Consider the following 18,087-nt stretch of genomic DNA (forward strand, 5'->3'; position numbering starts at 1 on the left):
CATAATTAAGGAAAAAAGCATAAAGTTATGCAGATAAAGATTACTGTATTGATTCATTTTTTATACAAATTTAAATTAACTTAATACTACATTTATATTTAAAAGAATACTTTCACGAAGCTTTTTGACGATTTTTGGTTTTTTTTATTTTCGCAGAAAAAAATGCGAACGCATAAGATTAAAACAGCTTTACCAGTAAAAACTTATAAAGCTGCTATTATTTAATAGGTCAAATCAAAATTAGTTAAGATCTTTTAAAAGGTAAACAACAAGCCCAATAATTTTAAAATCTTGTTGACCATATTTATCGCCAATAATGGCAGGGTATTTAGGATTATCACAAAGTAGTGCCAAATTGACGCCTTGATTTTGAATGCGTTTTATGCTGATTTGATCTTCATATTCAACAGCATACAAATAGCCATCAATTGGTTTGTAATGCGCTTTGTTGACAATAAGAATATCGTGGTTTGATATTGTAGGCTCCATGCTATCGCCTTTTGCCCATACTGCAGTTAAATCTTCGCAACTACAACCTTGATGTTTTATTAAAGTCATATCAAATGGGATTGATTCGATTTGCGAATAAGATTTACTTGTTTCGTTTAAATGGTGAAATGGAATATGTACAAAGCTACTATATTTGGACTCTGCCAATAATCGACATTCTCCTTTTCCTGTTGCTAACCACTCAATAGGTACATCACATTTTTGGGCAATAATCGCCAGTCTATTTAATGCAGGATAGGTTTTCCCTGATAGGTAATCCCGTATCACAGCTTCTGACATACCAACTTTTTTTGCAAATGCGTTACCCGATACTCCTTCTAGTACTAAGTTTAATCTTTTCTTAAAATCAATAACTCCTGTACTAGTTAGAATTCGTGTTTTTTCTTCTTCTGTTGTTTTTTTTATTTTGTTTTCTGTCATTTTTCATTTTATTCCATATGCTTTTTCGTTTTTTTTATTTTAATTCGTTTTTTTATGTGCTATTCTTTGCTTGTAATTTTTATCTTTTGAATATTTTTTGAACGTTGTAATACCGATAATCTTTACAACAGCAAAAGTTTAACCAATAGAGGATCTCATAATGAGAGAGCAAGATCAAGACTGGGCCCCATCTAGAGTAGTGGGAGAAATTAAAATTAGAGGTGGAAATTTAAGAGCATTGTCGAGAGCGAGTGGATTACAAGCTGATACTTTAAGAAATGCATTATATCGACATTGTCCTAAGTATGAACGAATTATTTCCGAGTATTTGCAAGTCCCTGTTGAAAAAATTTGGCCATCGCGCTATCAACCAAAAGCAAAAAAATAATATTAATTTGCAAATAAAAAAGACGCTTATCAACGTCTTTTTTATTATTAGTTATATTGTGATTTATTTTTTAGCCAATTCTGCTGCTTTAACAATTGCCGCAAAAGCATCAGCTTTTAAAGATGCGCCACCGACTAATGCACCATCAATGTCTGGTTGAGTAAATAATTCTGCTGCATTTTTGTCATTAACAGAACCACCATATTGAATGATCACTTGTTGTGCCACTTTTGCATCTTGTTTTGCAATATGATCACGAATAAATTTGTGAACAGCTTGAGCTTGTGCTGGGGTTGCAGATTTGCCAGTTCCAATTGCCCACACAGGTTCATAGGCAATAACAGCACCGTTGAATGCTTGAACTCCAAGTGCTTTGATGACCGCGTCAATTTGACGAGCGCAAACAGCTTGTGTTTGACCAGCTTCGTTTTCAGCTTCAGTTTCGCCAATACATAATACAGGCACTAAACCCGCTTCTTTAATGACACCAAATTTTTTAGCAATAAATTCATCAGATTCTTTGTGATAAGTGCGACGTTCAGAATGACCAATAATGATGTGAGTCACACCAATATCTTTTAACATTTCTACTGATACTTCACCAGTATAAGCGCCAGAAAGATGAATACCGACATCTTGGGCTCCTAAAATGATGTTAGTTCCATCTAATTGGTGCTTTACAGAATCAAGATAGACAACAGGTGGTGCAATTGCAATATTACATGCTGTGTCGTTTGATAGCTCTTTCCGTAGTCCTGCAACTAGGTTTTTAGCCATATCGATACTACCATTGAGCTTCCAGTTTCCCATAACAAGTGGTTTACGCATAATTTTCTCCAACTTAAGGTTTAAAATAGTGTTGATTTTAGAATGAATTCGGTATAATGATTAGCATTATACACCAAATAAATTGAGCCTGAGGAAAAATATGTCATTAGAAATATTGAACCAATTAGAGAATAAAATCCAACACACTGTTAATACTATCACCACATTACAACAAGAAATTGCAACTTTAAAACGAGGTAATCAAGAGTTGGAGCAACTGATCAATGATAGTTCTGATGAAATGAAAGCACTACGTGACGAAAACGAAAAACTAAAACAAGATCAACAAATATGGCAACAACGTATCCAAAATTTATTAAGTAAAATTGGCGAAATTACGCAATAATTGATTCGAATTTTATTAACGCGACTTAGGTCGCGTTTCTTTTATTCTTAATTGTTAATAGTGGCGAAGATTAAGTTTAATGCAACAAAAACTAAAAGCACTCTGGCTGACCGAAACCATTCATTTAATTGAGACCGAATCTGGACGGTTTGCTGATCAAGATATTAATAGACAAGTAAGAGTAGAACAGATATCGCTCACAGATCGAATTGTGATGCGAGCAACCATGTTGTCTAAACAAAATGGGTTATATTCGGCGCAGAAAATACTGTTAAGATCTGTTAAATTTTCTTTTGTGCTATTACTGCTGTTATCTGTATTTTTGGGAAGCTCTTTAGCATTGGGGGCGTTAAGTCAAAATCCAATCAATTTGTATTGGGCACTTTTTAGTTTATTAGGTGTGCATTTGATTACATTATCTATTTGGCTTAGTTCGTTTTTTTTCTTTGCTAATTTTGGTGGCAGTTTGTTGATTCATGTCTGGTTGTGGTTAGCGAAAAAACTATCTCAGAAAAAGACTGTACAACAGCTTATTCCTGCGTTTGTTGAACTGTTTGGTTCAAGAGTTCGCTGGCTCATTGGTTTTGTTCTTAATCTGTTTTGGACTGTGATTTTAAGTAGTGCATTGTTGGTATTAGTTGTATTATTTTCAACCAGGCATTATAGCTTTGAATGGCAAACGACATTACTTAGTTCTGATACCATTATTAATTTAACTCGTTATTTAGGTTATTTACCATCATTATTGGGTTTTGATATTCCTAAAGATGATGTAATAAAGCTAAGTGAACATGCTTTAAATGCTGGTGAAGTGCGTTCGTCGTGGGCTATTTGGTTGTTGGGTGTGTTTATTATTTACGGGTTAGTCGTACGATTTTTATGTATGGTATTTTGTGGTGTTAATTGGTTAATTAGTTGCCGTCAAATTAAGCTCAATATTTCACACCCAGATTATCAAATATTAGCAAATCAATTACAGCCATTACTGATTAACATTGAAGATGCTGATAAATTTGGTAACAACGATCACCAATGGCATTTGCCAACACATTCTATTGAAGATGGAACAGGCGCTTTTTTGGTTGCGATTGATGTGCAAGAAAGTTGGCATCATCCAGAGTCTGTTTCATTTTTAGGTTTTTTAAATACTCGTGAACAGCGCAGTAAAATTCTAGATTATTTGCAATTAACACCTGCTAAAAAATTATTAATTGCAATTGATACCGATAGATCACCCGATAGGGGGCTATTGAATTTTATTAATCAACTGATTAACAAATCGCAACAAAGTCGTATTTGGTTTATTAATCAAGGTAAGCAGTATCATAATTGGCAATTGCTCTCTTTACAGTTAGCTAAACCTGATTGGTTAAGCGAGGATCTTTAAGATGTTATCAACATTAAAATTAGCTGTGGTTGGTCATGCCAATGTTGGCAAAACATCATTATTACGTACTTTAGTCCGGAATAACCATTTTGGTCAGGTATCGGATCGCCCTGGCACGACAAGACATGTTGAATCAATAACATTGCCACTTGAAGATAATAAATCGATTGTTTTTTATGACACCCCAGGATTAGAAGACAGTTTAGCCCTTTATGATTATATTAACCAACTTGTTCCCGCTAATTCAAAACTTGATGGTATTGATAAATTAACATTTTTTTTACAAAGTCCAGAGTCTGAAAACGTATTTAATCAAGAAGCTAAAGTTATTAGACAATTGTTAAATAGTGATGCAGCCATCTATGTGATAGATGTGCGCGAACCAGTATTATCCAAATATCACGATGAATTAGCTATTTTAGCTAATAGTGATAAACCAATATTAGCCGTTTTAAATTTTATCGCTGATAGCAACCAAAATGAAAAGGAATGGAAAAGATTACTGTCTCGCGTTGGAATTCATGCTATTATTAAGTTTGACGCTATTTTTCCACCTTTAGATGGCGAAGAGCGACTATATCGTAGCCTTGCTTTATTGGTTGAACCAGCTAAAGAAATATTAGATAATTGGCTAGATAAAATCTCACAAATTCGTGATTCTCGTAATCAAACCGCTAATCGGATTATTGCCGAAACGCTTGTTGATGTTACTGCCTTTTACAAAATGGCTAAACTAGACGATCGCCAAGCGATTACTGATTTACAAAACAAAGTTAGAAAGCGAGAACAAATAGCGATCGATGAATTATTAAAATTGTATCAATTCGATTCAACTCAAGAGAGTGAAGAGAGCTTGCCTTTAATCAAGGGTCGTTATAATGCTGACCTTTTTAATGTTGATGCACTAAAAACGGTAGGCATGCATTTGACTAAAGGCTTTGTGTCAGGCGCAACAATTGGTGCAAGTATTGACTTAGCAACTGGTGGTATTTCGCTTGGCTCGGCTGCGTTAATTGGCGCAGCAGTTGGTAGTTTAATGCAAACTGCTAAACATTATGGTTCTAGAATGCGGTATCAGCTTTCTGGATATAGTAAATTAAGTGTTGATGATGTTATTATTTGTTTTCTTTCTTTACGATTAATTCGCCTTAAAGAAAGTTTAAATCATCGCAGCCATGCGGACATGAGCCCTGTTAGATTATCTAAATTAGATAAAAATGAATGGGAAAAAGGCGTATTACCTAGAACTCTAAAGGTAGCAAGACGTTATCCGCATTGGTCGACGTTAAATAAAGGAACAAAAAGAAATGACAAAAAAAGACAATCGACTATTAGGAACGTTGCTCAGCAACTGCATTAATGTAAAGAAACGTTTTTTAATAACTACATTGATCTTTTCTCTCTTTGTGTTATTTGGTTGTAGTACTAGTCAAGGTCAGGTTTCTACTAAAAATATCAAATCAGATTCAGCTATGTTAGCTAAAATAGAATCTCACTATAAAAAATGGCAAAATACGCCGTATCGTTATGGCGGCACAACTTTGGCCGGTAGTGATTGTTCTGCTTTGGTGATGAATTTTTTCAAAAATAGACTTTCAAAACCCTTGCCAAGAAGCGCGGCAGAGCAAGCTCAATTAGGTGTTAAAGTAAACACACCTAAAGCTGGCGATTTAGTGTTCTTTAAAACGGGTCGTAGTCGTAGTGGCTTACATGTTGGTATCTATTATGCTGATGGTAAGTTCTTACATGCCTCAACCTCAAAAGGGGTTATTTATTCAAACTTGAATGAGGATTATTGGAAGAAGCATTACTGGATGGCTCGTCGCATAACGGGTAGCTAAATAACTTCTTTTTTATCATTTTTCACGAATAATTGTCACGAAAAAAGCGCTTTAAATTAATTAATATTTATAGCGCTTATTTTTTATCTACCGTAAAAATAATTATAGTTAAATTTTTCCTTTTTCTTTTAATTCATTCATTATATTAGCTACATAAAGCATTTCGCCAGGTGAGCCAAGTGATATTCGGCACCAATTTGTTGCTGGTTCAAAATCTCGGCCAATCAATATAAAATTATTTTTCATTAGTTCACGATAATCTTTTAAATCGATAGGGCTTTTGTGAAACATAAAATTAGTTTCTGATTTTAGATAGTGTAACCCTAAGTCTGATAGCGTTTTTTCCATGATTTGGCGTGATACATCAACCGCTTTTTTTGAATAAGTCAAAAATGATTGATCATCCATAGATGTCAGCGCTGCACAAACGCCACAATAGTTGAGCTTTTCACCAGCGACATATTGAGCCATATTTTTAATATTTTCAATTGAACTAACTGCATAACCTACTCGTAATCCTGCCATAGCATGAATTTTTGAGAAGGTTTTAAGTAAGATAATATTATCGCAACCTTGTATAATTAGCTTATCGACTGATTTAAATGCAGGATCATTAACAAATTCAGCATAAGCCTCATCAACAATAAAAATTGTATTTTTAGGTTTGCTTTTGATCCAAGGTTCTATTTGATGCGTTGCAAAAATAGTTGAAGTAGGATTGTTGGGATTAACTAAATAGACAATTGAAAAACCTTTATAGTCTTCAACTGCCTTTTGTAAACCTTTGATATCGATTTGCCAATCTGGTAAACTCGGGACTTTGGTTATATTTAAATTAAAAATCTTGGCAAAATATTCTCCATCGCTATAGGTAAGTTCGGGAATTACTAGCTGAGTGTTGGGTTTAACAAATGCGGCAATAGCACTACGAATACCTTCTGATGAACCAGCAGTTAGCAAAATTTGAGCATCATCAACGTTATGATGTTTAGCTAAACGTTTATTAAGTAGTGGCATTTCTGCTTTGGCATATCGATTAGCTTTTGGTACGGCATTTATTGCTGCTTGTTTTGCACTTGGTGACATTCCAAGTGCATTTTCGTTGAAGTTTAGCCTTACTGGGTTGTTAACATCTGGTATTACCACCTTATCAAGCATGGGAACAGAGAATGAGACTGAGTTTTGTGCTTCTATTGCGTGAGCTTTAGATAGGAATTGATTAATAGATAGCCCTGCAATTGCTGCACTAGAAAATGTGATTAGTTTTCTTCTACTGACATTGATATTAGATACCATGATACACCTCATGTTTTAGTTGATACTTACGTACTTAATTATTGATGTTGCAAAATTAATACCAATTTTAAAAATTATATTTATTGCTTATTTTTAATAGAAAGATCATATGTATATGGATAAAAACAGATTTGGTTTTTTATCTGGTATTTTAATATGCACTTAATTGGTGCTTTATTGCTTAATATTAGGAAATAAAAAAACCAGTTACTGCTAAGTCAATAACTGGTTTAATAGATTGGATAATCATAAACTATTCGTTATGATCAACTATCGGCAGGAGGCTCAATATCTGAAAAGGTAGCCAGCATTTGCAAGAATTTATATTTAGAATTCACCATTTTAGTGGAACGCTCATGCAAAGTGTTTGCAATGGTTGGCTCTAATGTTTCTAAACGGCGGAAACGCTGCTCTTTCAATAAAATGCCTGATAATAACTCGCTATTTGGTGCTTTTGAATCAAGTACCAAACCTGGTTTACCTTCTATCATACGACGTGGATCATAACGGTAAAGAGGCCAGAAACCAGATTTAACGAGATCCTTCATTTGTTCATGTGATTTAGCAAGATCATAACCATGCTCTTCACAAGGGCTATAAGCAATAACTAGCGATGGCCCATCATAGGCTTCGGCTTCTTGTAAGGCTTTAAGGGTTTGGTTTAGTTGCGAACCTAACGCAACTTGCGCAACATAAACATGACCGTACATCATTACGCTGACCCCTAAATCTTTACGCGCTTTATGTTTACCTAAATCAGCAAATTTTGATACGGCACCCATCGGCGTTGCTTTGGACTGTTGACCCCCTGTATTGGAGTAACATTGCGTGTCTAATACCAATATATTGACGTTATCGGTTAAGCTCATGACATGATCAAGCCCACCAAATCCAATATCGTAAGCCCAACCATCACCACCTATAGCCCAGACTGATTTATCAACTAAGTAATTGGCATCTTGGATTAACTCTTGTGCTTGTGCTGATGCTAAGTGGGCAAGTTGTTCACGTAGCAATACGATTTGTTGGCGTTTTTCAGTGATAGAGGTTTCTGATGATTTTAACGTCATTACAATTTCTGGCGAAATGTCGCCAGCGACATAATCAAGCAAACGTAACGCACGTTTTTTATGTTGGTCATAAGTAATGCGATACCCTAATGCAAATTCGGCATTATCTTCAAATAACGAATTAGCCCAAGCAGGTCCACGACCATCGCGATCGGTGGTATAAGGTGACGACGGCAGGTTGCCGCCATAAATTGATGAACAACCAGTGGCATTGGCAATGGCTAAATGGTCTCCATAAAGTTGTGTTAATAGCTTAATGTAAGGCGTTTCACCACATCCAGCACAAGCACCTGAATATTCAAATAAAGGAGTAAGTAATTGTGAGGTACGAACATCAATACGTTCGAGTGTTTTTATATCACGATCTGGTAATGCCATAAAATACTCAAAATTGGTGCGCTGAGTATCAAAATTGTCGATGCGCGATTGCATGTTAATAGCTTTAATTTCAAAGTTGTTGCGATCACGTGCTGGACATACTTCAACACATAAATTACAACCCGTACAATCTTCAGGTGCAACTTGTAATACATAGCGTTGACCTTTCATATCTCGGGCTTTGACTTCTAGTGAACTTAATGAGTCTGGTGCGTTGATCATATCATCTGGCTCAACAACTTTGGCGCGAATAGCCGCATGAGGACAAGCAACTGCACAGTGATTACACTGAGTACACAGTTCAGGTTGCCAAATAGGTATCTGTTCTGCAATATTGCGCTTTTCCCATTTTGTAGTGCCTGTAGGCCATGTACCATCGGGTGGGAATGCTGATACAGGCAAATTATCACCCAAGCCAGCTAACATCGCCGCAGTCACTGTTTTAACAAAAGTAGGGGCGTTCGTTGGTACAATAGGTGGCATGGTCGCACTGCTTTGATCAACACAACTAAGTGGAATTTGCTCCAGCGAAGCGATAGCTAAATCAAGCGCTTTCCAGTTGTTTTCAACTAAATCTTGCCCTTTACTACTGTAACTTTTAGCAATGACTTCCTTTAATTGGGTAATACTAAAATCATTTTTAAAAATTTCAGCAAGGTGAAAGAAAACCGCCTGCATAACGGTATTAATTCTTGCCCCTAAATTACATTCACGAGCAATTTTTGTTGCATTAATGATATAAAAATGTGCTCGTTTTTGAATTAATTGCACTTGTACTTCTTTAGGAAGACGGTGCCAAATTTCATCTTTGCTATATGGAGTATTAAGCAAAAAGATTCCGTCGTCTTTTAATTTATCAACAATTTGGTATTTATCGATAAACTGATCTTGGTGGCATCCAATAAAGTGTGCACTGGTAATTAAATAAGGAGAATCAATAGGATCTAAGCTAACTCTTAAGTGAGAAGTAGTTAAACCACCCGCTTTTTTAGAGTCATAGACAAAATACCCTTGTACATAAAAAGGCGAACTATCACCAATAATTTTAATATTATTTTTTGTTGCCGACACAGTGCCATCACTACCAAGTCCATAAAATAGGGCTTCGAGTGAAGATTTTTGTGGAATAGATTGATCAGGCAATGGTAATGACAGCCCGGTAACATCATCATAAATACCAACGGTAAATCGTGGTTTAGGTTTATCTAATCCCAATTCAGTAAAAATGGCAAGCACACAACGAGGATCAAACTCTTTAGACGATAATCCATAACGCCCACCGACAATGATTGGCATGCTATTGCGTTCACCACGTGATAAGCTTTCAGCAAATGCGGTTATGATGTCTAAATAAAGCGGCTCAGCTTGTGCGCCAGGCTCTTTGGTTCTATCCAGAACGGCTATTTTGTTAACAGTATTAGGAATAACGTTCAGTAAATGGTTAGCTGAAAAAGGGCGAAATAATCTAACGGTCACAACACCAACTTTTTCGTTTTGTTTAATTAAAACATCAACCACTTCTTTAGTCGTACTTGCTCCCGAACCCATAATGACAATAATATGTTCGGCATCGCTAGCACCATAATATTCAAAAGGTTGATATTTTCTACCCGTTTCTATTGCAAAAGCGTCCATAGCATCAACGACATGTTGATAGGTGTCATCATAATACGTATTTATTGCTTCTCGGCATTGAAAGTAGGTATCAGGATTGGCAGATGTACCTCGAGTTACTGGATTATCAGGTGTTAAAGCTCGTTCACGATTGGCTTTAATTGCTTCGTGAGGTAATAATTTATGGATTTGTTCATCACTTAGTGGATAGATTTTATTTACTTCGTGCGATGTTCTAAATCCATCAAAAAAGTGAACAAAAGGAACGCGGCTGTTTAAAGTTGCTATTTGTGAAATCAGAGCAAAATCTTGTGCTTCTTGCACAGAACTTGAACAAAGCATAGCAAAACCCGTTTGCCTAATTGCCATCACATCAGAATGATCGCCAAAAATAGATAGAGCATGAGTTGCAACAGTACGTGCGGCTACATGCAAAACAAAAGGGGTAAGTTCGCCCGCTATTTTATACAGCGACGGAATCATTAAAAGCAAACCTTGTGACGAAGTAAACGAAGTGGCTAGTCCACCTGTCATTAATGCACCATGAACAGTTGCAATAGCACCCGCTTCGGACTGCATTTCAATTACTCTTGGCGTATCGCCAAATACGTTTGGCTTATTAAATTCTGCCCACGTGCTAGCTTGCTCGGCCATTGTTGAGCTTGGAGTAATTGGATAAATAGCAATGACTTCGTTTGTACGATAAGCAACGGATGACACCGCACTGTTAGCGTCTGATATGATCATTAAAAAAACCTTATATTTTAAACTATTACGACATTACTAAATTATTATAAATTTGTATCATTGTATCAGAAACTAAGATAGCTTTTTGTTATTTTTATGTTAAATTTTTTATTATTACAACTCTAGATAAAAGTATCGATAAAAACTAAAGTAAATTAACTTAAACTGTAGAAATTATTCACGTTGTTTATTATCATTTGAGTTATTACTTATAAAAAATAAAGATCTTATAATGTATTAAATATATGATAGTTCTAGAATATAAGACATTAAAACAAGTACTACAATTTTCTACGTAAGTTGTGTATTGATTATGGGGGAATTTATACAACTATTATTTATTTTTTAGATTATATTTTTATAAAAAGCATTTAGGGGTATATACCGCTTAAAGCTAAGAAACTAATTATTATCAAAAAATGTTTCAAAGATAAATACTTTAATCTCAAGCCTAACAAAGTATTACAAATAGTAACAAAAAACTAGCGAAGTCTTTTTAAGTAGTCTATAATTCAGACAATTTTGCAGTATTAATTGCTCGTTAAACGAGCTGCTAATTATTAAAAATTAAAATAAAATAAAAACTTACTTGACAGGTAGAATGTTATGCGCTATTCTATTATTAAGCACCAAGCACCAAGCACCAAGCACCAAGCACCAAGCACCAAGCACCAAGCACCAAGCACCAAGCACCAAGCACCAAGCACCAACACTGGCAATCTTATTCCCTAAATCTTTCTAATTATCACAGTAGTCAAAAACAGACGCTATTCTTATTTTTGTCATTGAAGCTGGCAAAATCTCTCAAGTTGTCGCTAAAGCGCAAATTTTTATCAAAATTGTTGTTGTTTGTTGCTCCATTGTTATTATTGCCGTATTCGCTAAGTTTACAGGCATTATCAGCGCAAACTTCAGGTGTCATTCAAGGTACTGCACCGTATTTAACGTTTGATGGTGGAGCGACCAAGGTAAAAAGTGTTGAAGGGTTGTTAAGCATAAAACTGCCGAATAGTAGTTATATACCATCAGGTATAAATAGACCACTTTACCCAAATGCAACGGTAGATACCTCAAGTGTAGACAACCCAATAGAAATGCCAAATATAACTGACACTTTCGCTGATATTCAAACCATAGTGCCTGTTTCAAATTATCCTGAAGTTTCGTTAACTAATTTGGTTAATGCGCCGTATAATTATGGCCGAGATGATGACGGGGATGAAGGCATTAATGCAACTGGCAAACTAACGATTAAATGGCAAGATAGCAGTGGTCGGGATATCACGGAACAAGTCAAAAATAACCCTAACAAACGATTAAATCTTTGCGACGCACCTTATCAACTTACCTTAATGGTAACTAATGGTAATTTATCAACGCAGTATGGTATTCCTAATAGTAGCGATTTCACTGGAAATAAGCATAGCTATTACATTAATCCAAAAATGGACATGCCCATTGTTTGTTATGCACAGCCGAATTTATATTCAGATAACTTAGCTTGGGGATCTGAGTATGATTTAGATGGTCCTAATTGGGTTGCAAATAAGGGATTCAAAGTGATGAATGAAGATGATCCGATAAAGAATTTTCCGACAACAGGAGCTGATAGGTTGTATTTTTATTTATTACTAGGAGGAATTACTCCAGAGCAAGTAATCGTGGCAAACGGTACAACGGTAAGTGCAGAAAGTGGTACTGGAATAAGTTTATCATTAAGTAAAGATGAGACGCCTAAATGGGAAGATTGGCTTGGAAACCCTGTTTCAGCCTATTTTGGTGGTGATAAAGGATTAAAAGTACTACTAAAAGGTCCTTCTATTAATTCAACAAATAAGGTGTTTACTCCATCATTATTTAAACTCTATGCTGATAGTAACCATACAAAATTGTTGTATAGTTTTAAAATAGAGCGTTGGTATATTGTCCAGCCAGGCGAGTCATCAGGCTATGCTAATGCACAACGTTTTTGCCAAAATTTAGGCAATGGTTATCGTATTCCCGATATAAATGATTATTCTAATGCCAATAATTTTGGTTGGACTGGCGGTATACCAAGAAGAAATTCGGCTTGGTATCAAAGACGTTTAAGTTACCAAGAAGGCAATCGTTGGATTGGTGGATTATTTAATGAATGGGGAAGAACTTATAACGGGACTAATAGCTATTCTGGTAGCGACTGGGATTCTGGAGATGGTTATTGGACTGCTCAACCATCTGGTATTTATGATCAGTATATTGTTAATTCTGGTGATGGCTATATAAACATTACTTACTTGACCCAAAGCGAAGTTAGAGTTGCTTGTGTTGTTCCTTAAAATAATGCAATATTAAAAAATATTGAAGATGTAAAAAACGATAACAGGTAATATACATATCTACTATGTAAATACGAATTTAGTAGAATACCGAGTATTTCTAAAATTACTAGGCGGAGTATTATATAAAATTCTGCCTAGTTTGAGGATGGTTATTGTAACAATATTGATATGAAAGTCAAAATGTTAGCAATAAAAATAATTATTTATTTGAGAGTGATGAAAAATTTTTTATCAAAGATTAATTAAATTTTAATTTTACAAAAAAAAACTACTCAAGAGCTTAAAAAGCAAATAAATACTGAAAGGAATAACCACAATCAGACATAGCCAAAATTGGCATGCTTTGTTACTTATTTAATTATTATAGCTAAAGGCATTCAGATATTTTTAATAAAGATTTACCCACTGCTATTGCAAATAAGCTTAATTGATTGTTTTTTTGATTAATTTTAAAAGCGTTCAGAAGGAAAATTGATTTTATTTAATTTTTCATTTGTTATTTTTAACCAAACATAACACCCAAAGAACTGTTTTCAAAAATATCATAGAGATAATCACATTAAACCCTAAGGCTAACAAAGTATTACAAATAGTAACAAAAAACTAAAGAAGTCATTTTAAGTAGTCTATAATTCAAACACTTTTGCAGTATTAATTGCTCATTAAATGAGCTGATTATTATTAAAAATATAAATAAAATAAAAACTTACTTGAAAGATGGCATGTTATGCGCTATTATATTAGCCATAAGCATTGGCAATCTTATTCCCTAAATCTTTCTAATTATCAAAGTAGTCAAACACAGACGCTATTCTTCTTTTTGTCATTGAAACTGGCAAAATATCTCAAATTGTCGCTAAAGCGATAAAATATGTAAAAATGGACTATTTACAAAATAGTTCATTTTTTAAATTTTGCTTTGCAAAACATATTCAGAAATCTATACCACGTGGTTATTAAAAACGCCGAAAAAAGTGTGTTTTAGAGGACTATTTTAACCATAAATATCCCAAAGATATCTTCAATCAAAACATTAACAAAGCTTTACAAAATTTAAATTGAAAAGGAATAGCGAACTAAAATTAAGCGGTCTATAATTCGCACGTTTTATATAAATTAAGATCATTAAACGAGCAAATGGCTATAAAAACATAAATTAAACAAAATATTATGCGATAGGTGGAATATTATGTTTTACCATAGAAAAAAGCAGTCATATATTCTAAATCTTTTTAATTATTACAGTAGTCAAAAGCAAAATCTTTCCTCACTTTTATTATTGAACTTAACGGACTTATCAAAGCCCTCGTTGTTTTTTGCACCATTTTTGTTATTACCGTGTTCTTTGAGTTTACAGGCATTATCGGTGCAAACTTCAAACGTCATTCAAGGAACAGCCCCGTATTTAACGTTTGATGATGGAGCCACTAAGGTAATGAGTTTTGAAGGGGCATTAGGTATAAAATTGGCAAATATCAGCTATATACCACAAGGTATCAATAGCACGCTTTATCCAAATGCAATTGTTGATACATCAAACATAAATAACCCAATTGAGATGCCAAACACAACCTATACTTTTGCGGATATCCAAACGATCGTACCTATTGCAAGTTACCCTAATATCTCGTTAACTAACTTGGTTAATGCGCCATATAACTATGGGCGAGATGATGATGGAGATGGAGATGGATCTATCAATGCAACAGGTAATTTGACGATTAAATGGCAAGATAGCAGTGGTAAAGATATTACGGAGGACGTTAAAGCTAACCCAAATATGGAATTAAATTTTTGTAATGCACCTTATCAGCTCACATTAAGTACAACGAGTGGCTATTTATCAACTGAATACGGTATACCTAAAACTACTTACTTTAATAATGCGAACCATAGTTACTATATTAATCCGAATCGAATAAATGCAAAAGTCTGTTTTGCTCAACCAAGTTTACATGCACAACAAGGTGATGAACAAAAAGAATATTGGGTTAGAAAAAAAGGTTTTAAAGTGCAACCATTTAACAACCCAACCAATAATTTTCCAACGACAGGCTCAAATAAAATGTTTTTCTACCTGCTGTTGGCTGGTATTACACCAGAGCAAGTTATTGCAGTCAATGGCTCAACAGTACAGGGAACTGGAGGGAACGTAACATTGCAATTAAGTGCGGCAACCACACATGGTTGGGGAAGTATTAGTTACCCAGAGAGGGAGCGAGCTCTAAAGGTTGAACTAATTGGGCCGACTCGAAACTCGACAAATACAAGATTCTTACCAACAGAGTTTAAATTATATTCTGATAATATTGGTGGTCACTTAATTTATAATTTTAAAATAGAGCGTTGGTTTATACCTCGCCCTGGACAAGTAAATGGGTATTTGAATGCTCAAAATTTTTGTAGAAGTTTAGGGTATGGTTATCGGATTCCTGGCGTTGAGGATTATACTAATGCGAATCGCCCAGATATTGGTTGGAATAATGGTATACCAGGCAGAAATATCGATATGTACCGAAGAGCTTTAAGTTACCGAGACGGTAACCGCTGGGTTGGAGGATTCTTTAATGAGTGGGGAGTTATGAGCGACGCAAATAGTGGTTATCCTGGTACTGATTGGAGCGTCTACGACTATTGGGCTTATCAAGCGCGAGGCGGGAATGAATGGTATAGCGTTGGTTCGGGTGGTGGTAACATTAATACTACTGCTATTTCTAGTCATTTATATAATACTAATAGAGCAGCGTGTGTAAGCCCTTAATATGATGAAGTAATTTGCTCGTTGGTCACAAAACAATAGCTAAATAAAATTTATTAAATGGTACAGTTATACGTTTGCAAATTGTTACGGCTGGCAATAACAATCTGAAAAGGGAGCATATTATCCATCTAATTCATTATATTAATGGATGGATAATATGAAAATACAATTTATTTTATTACAACACGCTCGCCTGATGTAGCGTGTTTAATTTTACCTAATAACCACGCCTTTTCGCCATGGTTATTTAGTAAGCTAATCGCTTTATCGGCTGACTGTTTAGGTAATGTGACAATTAAACCAACACCGCAGTTGAAAGTTCGGTACATTTCGTGACGATCAACATTGCCTGCTTGTTGTAGCCAATTAAAGATGGCTGGCCATTGCCAACTTGCTAAAATTACGCCAGTGGCAGAAAAGCTAGCAGCACGCTTTGCCCGCAAAGGTGTTCAAAAAGCGTTTAATCTATTTGCAATGCGTACAATATTATACCGTTTTGCTGGGATTGTTGGTCTTGCTGCCTTAGTTTTAGAGTTACTTTATGACTATTTTTCTGACAATCAAATTCAAGTTTGGATCACTTATTCTGCTTTAGGAGTACGTAAAGGTGAGCTAAGATTTAAGATGAGTTTCGATCAAATTAGAGCATTTAAAGAACTTAATCTGTTTGTTGAAAAACTTCAAGAAGAGAGCGGTGTTAATCTTTCCCAAATTGATAAAAAAGCGATTGAAAGTATGAAAAACGATTACGAGTCTATCTTATTAACGACGCAAAATAATGTTCATAAATGGCTTAAATAAAAAAGGGCATGCGTGCCCTTATTGTTCAAGCGGAGGATAGCCTGGCCAGTAATTTTCAAATGGTAGCTCTCCCATAGTAATAGCATATTTACGCCAAAGTTGAGCTTGTGTAATATCTTGTGCCTCGCCTTTATAGTAGTAACTTAATAATGTCATGCATTTATAATATCCTTGTATTGATTCTTTAACAAAAAAACGCTCTTTTAATGGTGTAATTTCACCCACTGTTTCACCTAATATTACTGACCATGTTGGTCTTGTCCAATCATACATTGCCCCAACAGTACCTGTAAAATTTAACTGATAGATTCGATTGAAAAATTGAAATCGTTCAGTAATATAGTCTTCGTCGCTGGAATCATTTGGTTCAAATTTTTGTCGGCGTGGTTCTTTATAATCTTCAATTTTAGCTTTAAGTGAGTATTTTTTATAATTTTCGTTAGTTTCAATACGCCAGATAACATCTTCTAGATTATTATCAGGCATAACACGAAAAGCCTGCACTAAAGCGGCAAAACCTTTAGGTACATCTTGCTCAGTGCCAAGTCCTTGCATATACATAAAGGCCAGTGTTTTAAGCGCTGGTGCACAGTTTTGTTTAGCGGCTTTTTGGTATAACTCAAAGGCTTTTTTTTCGTCTTTTTCAACACCGATACCAAATAGATAAAAATAAGCTAAATTGGTTTGGGCAAGGGCATGGCCTTTATTGGCCGCTTTTTGGTACCATTCAATGGCTTTAGCCAAATCAGGCTCAACGCCTTGACCAAATTCGCTCATTGGGTAAATTGCACGGGAATAAGGGTCAGAAGGTAATTGAAACTCATAAGGAGCAAATTTGGCTTCGATATAGGGTAAATCAGGGTCAGTATTTTTGCCGTTTTCATCAAAAAAATAGTTGCGGGGTGGTTTACCGCCGGAGCCGTTTTCGTAGATATAGCCAATACTATTTTGCGCATCAAGATTGCCTTGAGCAGCAGCTTTTTCAAACCAGCTTAATGCAACAGGAAAATTATTAAACTCATCACGGTATATGGCACCTAAATTATATTGGGCTTTAGCCAATCCTTGAGCCGCGGCTTTTTCGAACAGTAATCTGGCTTTGGTATGATAGCCTTTATGCAATAGGGCATCTTGATAATAAATTTCCCCAAGGCTATTTTGGGCATTGGCATCACCTTTATCGGCCAGTTTGGTACAAATAGCGATATTGGCTTCATCTTTTTTTAGTGGCAAACATTTTGTGTTGGTTTTAGCAGCACTAGGCAATGATAACCCAACTAACATAATCAATAAAAGGGATAATTTGGTGTGCGCTAACATAAAGTATTCCAGTTGATTGTTCGATAAAACATCAGTTTATCATAAAATATTTCTAGATA

At 35.1% G+C, this 18,087-nt stretch carries 15 protein-coding genes; 9 read left to right on the top strand and 6 right to left on the bottom strand.

Annotated features, from left to right (window positions below; genetic code table 11):
* Window positions 1-240: 240 nt before the first annotated feature.
* Window positions 241-930, bottom strand: coding sequence for a LexA family transcriptional regulator (locus GA0061081_RS08095; protein ID WP_091349512.1), 690 nt, complete (start codon window positions 928-930; stop codon window positions 241-243).
* Window positions 931-1,090: 160 nt separating this feature from the next.
* On the opposite strand from GA0061081_RS08095, the gene GA0061081_RS08100 reads away from it, so the two are divergent.
* Window positions 1,091-1,318: a helix-turn-helix domain-containing protein gene (locus tag GA0061081_RS08100; protein WP_091349515.1), complete on the top strand. Its 228-nt coding sequence runs from the start codon at window positions 1,091-1,093 to the stop codon at window positions 1,316-1,318.
* Between the two features lie 63 nt (window positions 1,319-1,381).
* Here GA0061081_RS08100 and tpiA read toward each other — a convergent pair whose 3' ends face one another.
* Window positions 1,382-2,146 (bottom strand): triose-phosphate isomerase, encoded by a 765-nt coding sequence (gene tpiA / locus GA0061081_RS08105; RefSeq protein WP_091349517.1) that lies wholly within the window; start codon window positions 2,144-2,146, stop codon window positions 1,382-1,384.
* Between the two features lie 100 nt (window positions 2,147-2,246).
* Between tpiA and zapB the strand changes: the two genes are divergently transcribed.
* The 4 genes from zapB (at window position 2,247) to GA0061081_RS08125 (ending at window position 5,720) form a co-directional block, all read left to right on the top strand.
* Window positions 2,247-2,492, top strand: a complete 246-nt coding sequence (gene zapB, locus GA0061081_RS08110; RefSeq protein ID WP_091349519.1) for a cell division protein ZapB — start codon at window positions 2,247-2,249, stop codon at window positions 2,490-2,492.
* Window positions 2,493-2,571: 79 nt separating this feature from the next.
* Window positions 2,572-3,879: a DUF2868 domain-containing protein gene (locus GA0061081_RS08115; RefSeq protein WP_091349521.1), complete on the top strand. Its 1,308-nt coding sequence runs from the start codon at window positions 2,572-2,574 to the stop codon at window positions 3,877-3,879.
* 1 nt (window position 3,880) lies between these two features.
* A complete protein-coding gene (locus tag GA0061081_RS08120; RefSeq protein ID WP_091349523.1) occupies window positions 3,881-5,239 on the top strand; it encodes a DUF3482 domain-containing protein in 1,359 nt (452 codons plus the stop codon).
* Window positions 5,187-5,720 (top strand): C40 family peptidase, encoded by a 534-nt coding sequence (locus GA0061081_RS08125; protein WP_091349525.1) that lies wholly within the window; start codon window positions 5,187-5,189, stop codon window positions 5,718-5,720. Before GA0061081_RS08120 ends, GA0061081_RS08125 begins: the two co-directional genes overlap by 53 nt.
* Before the next feature lie 108 nt (window positions 5,721-5,828).
* On the opposite strand, the gene GA0061081_RS08130 is transcribed toward GA0061081_RS08125, so the two are convergent.
* Window positions 5,829-7,016: a pyridoxal phosphate-dependent aminotransferase gene (locus tag GA0061081_RS08130; protein WP_091349526.1), complete on the bottom strand. Its 1,188-nt coding sequence runs from the start codon at window positions 7,014-7,016 to the stop codon at window positions 5,829-5,831.
* Window positions 7,017-7,282: 266 nt separating this feature from the next.
* On the bottom strand, window positions 7,283-10,825 hold the full coding sequence (nifJ, locus tag GA0061081_RS08135; protein WP_091349528.1) for a pyruvate:ferredoxin (flavodoxin) oxidoreductase: 3,543 nt from the start codon (window positions 10,823-10,825) through the stop codon (window positions 7,283-7,285).
* Between the two features lie 606 nt (window positions 10,826-11,431).
* On the opposite strand from nifJ, the gene GA0061081_RS11220 reads away from it, so the two are divergent.
* The 3 genes from GA0061081_RS11220 (at window position 11,432) to GA0061081_RS08145 (ending at window position 15,907) form a co-directional block, all read left to right on the top strand.
* On the top strand, window positions 11,432-11,557 hold the full coding sequence (locus GA0061081_RS11220; RefSeq protein ID WP_280642562.1) for a hypothetical protein: 126 nt from the start codon (window positions 11,432-11,434) through the stop codon (window positions 11,555-11,557).
* A gap of 47 nt (window positions 11,558-11,604) precedes the next feature.
* A complete protein-coding gene (locus GA0061081_RS08140; protein WP_167349333.1) occupies window positions 11,605-13,143 on the top strand; it encodes a hypothetical protein in 1,539 nt (512 codons plus the stop codon).
* A 1,369-nt stretch (window positions 13,144-14,512) separates the two neighbouring features.
* Window positions 14,513-15,907, top strand: coding sequence for a hypothetical protein (locus tag GA0061081_RS08145; RefSeq protein ID WP_141683354.1), 1,395 nt, complete (start codon window positions 14,513-14,515; stop codon window positions 15,905-15,907).
* A gap of 170 nt (window positions 15,908-16,077) precedes the next feature.
* On the opposite strand, the gene GA0061081_RS08150 is transcribed toward GA0061081_RS08145, so the two are convergent.
* Window positions 16,078-16,350, bottom strand: a complete 273-nt coding sequence (locus GA0061081_RS08150; protein WP_091349534.1) for an AIR synthase-related protein — start codon at window positions 16,348-16,350, stop codon at window positions 16,078-16,080.
* A gap of 31 nt (window positions 16,351-16,381) precedes the next feature.
* Between GA0061081_RS08150 and GA0061081_RS08155 the strand changes: the two genes are divergently transcribed.
* Window positions 16,382-16,708 (top strand): hypothetical protein, encoded by a 327-nt coding sequence (locus GA0061081_RS08155; protein WP_091349536.1) that lies wholly within the window; start codon window positions 16,382-16,384, stop codon window positions 16,706-16,708.
* 18 nt (window positions 16,709-16,726) lie between these two features.
* Here the strand turns inward: GA0061081_RS08155 and GA0061081_RS08160 are convergent, their stop codons facing one another.
* Entirely contained in the window at window positions 16,727-18,028 is a 1,302-nt protein-coding gene (locus GA0061081_RS08160; RefSeq protein ID WP_091349538.1) for a tetratricopeptide repeat protein, read from the bottom strand.
* Between the last annotated feature and the right edge of the window lie 59 nt (window positions 18,029-18,087).

The sequence above is a fragment of the Gilliamella bombicola genome (assembly GCF_900094945.1).
GTDB classification, from domain to species: Bacteria; Pseudomonadota; Gammaproteobacteria; order Enterobacterales; family Orbaceae; genus Gilliamella; species Gilliamella bombicola.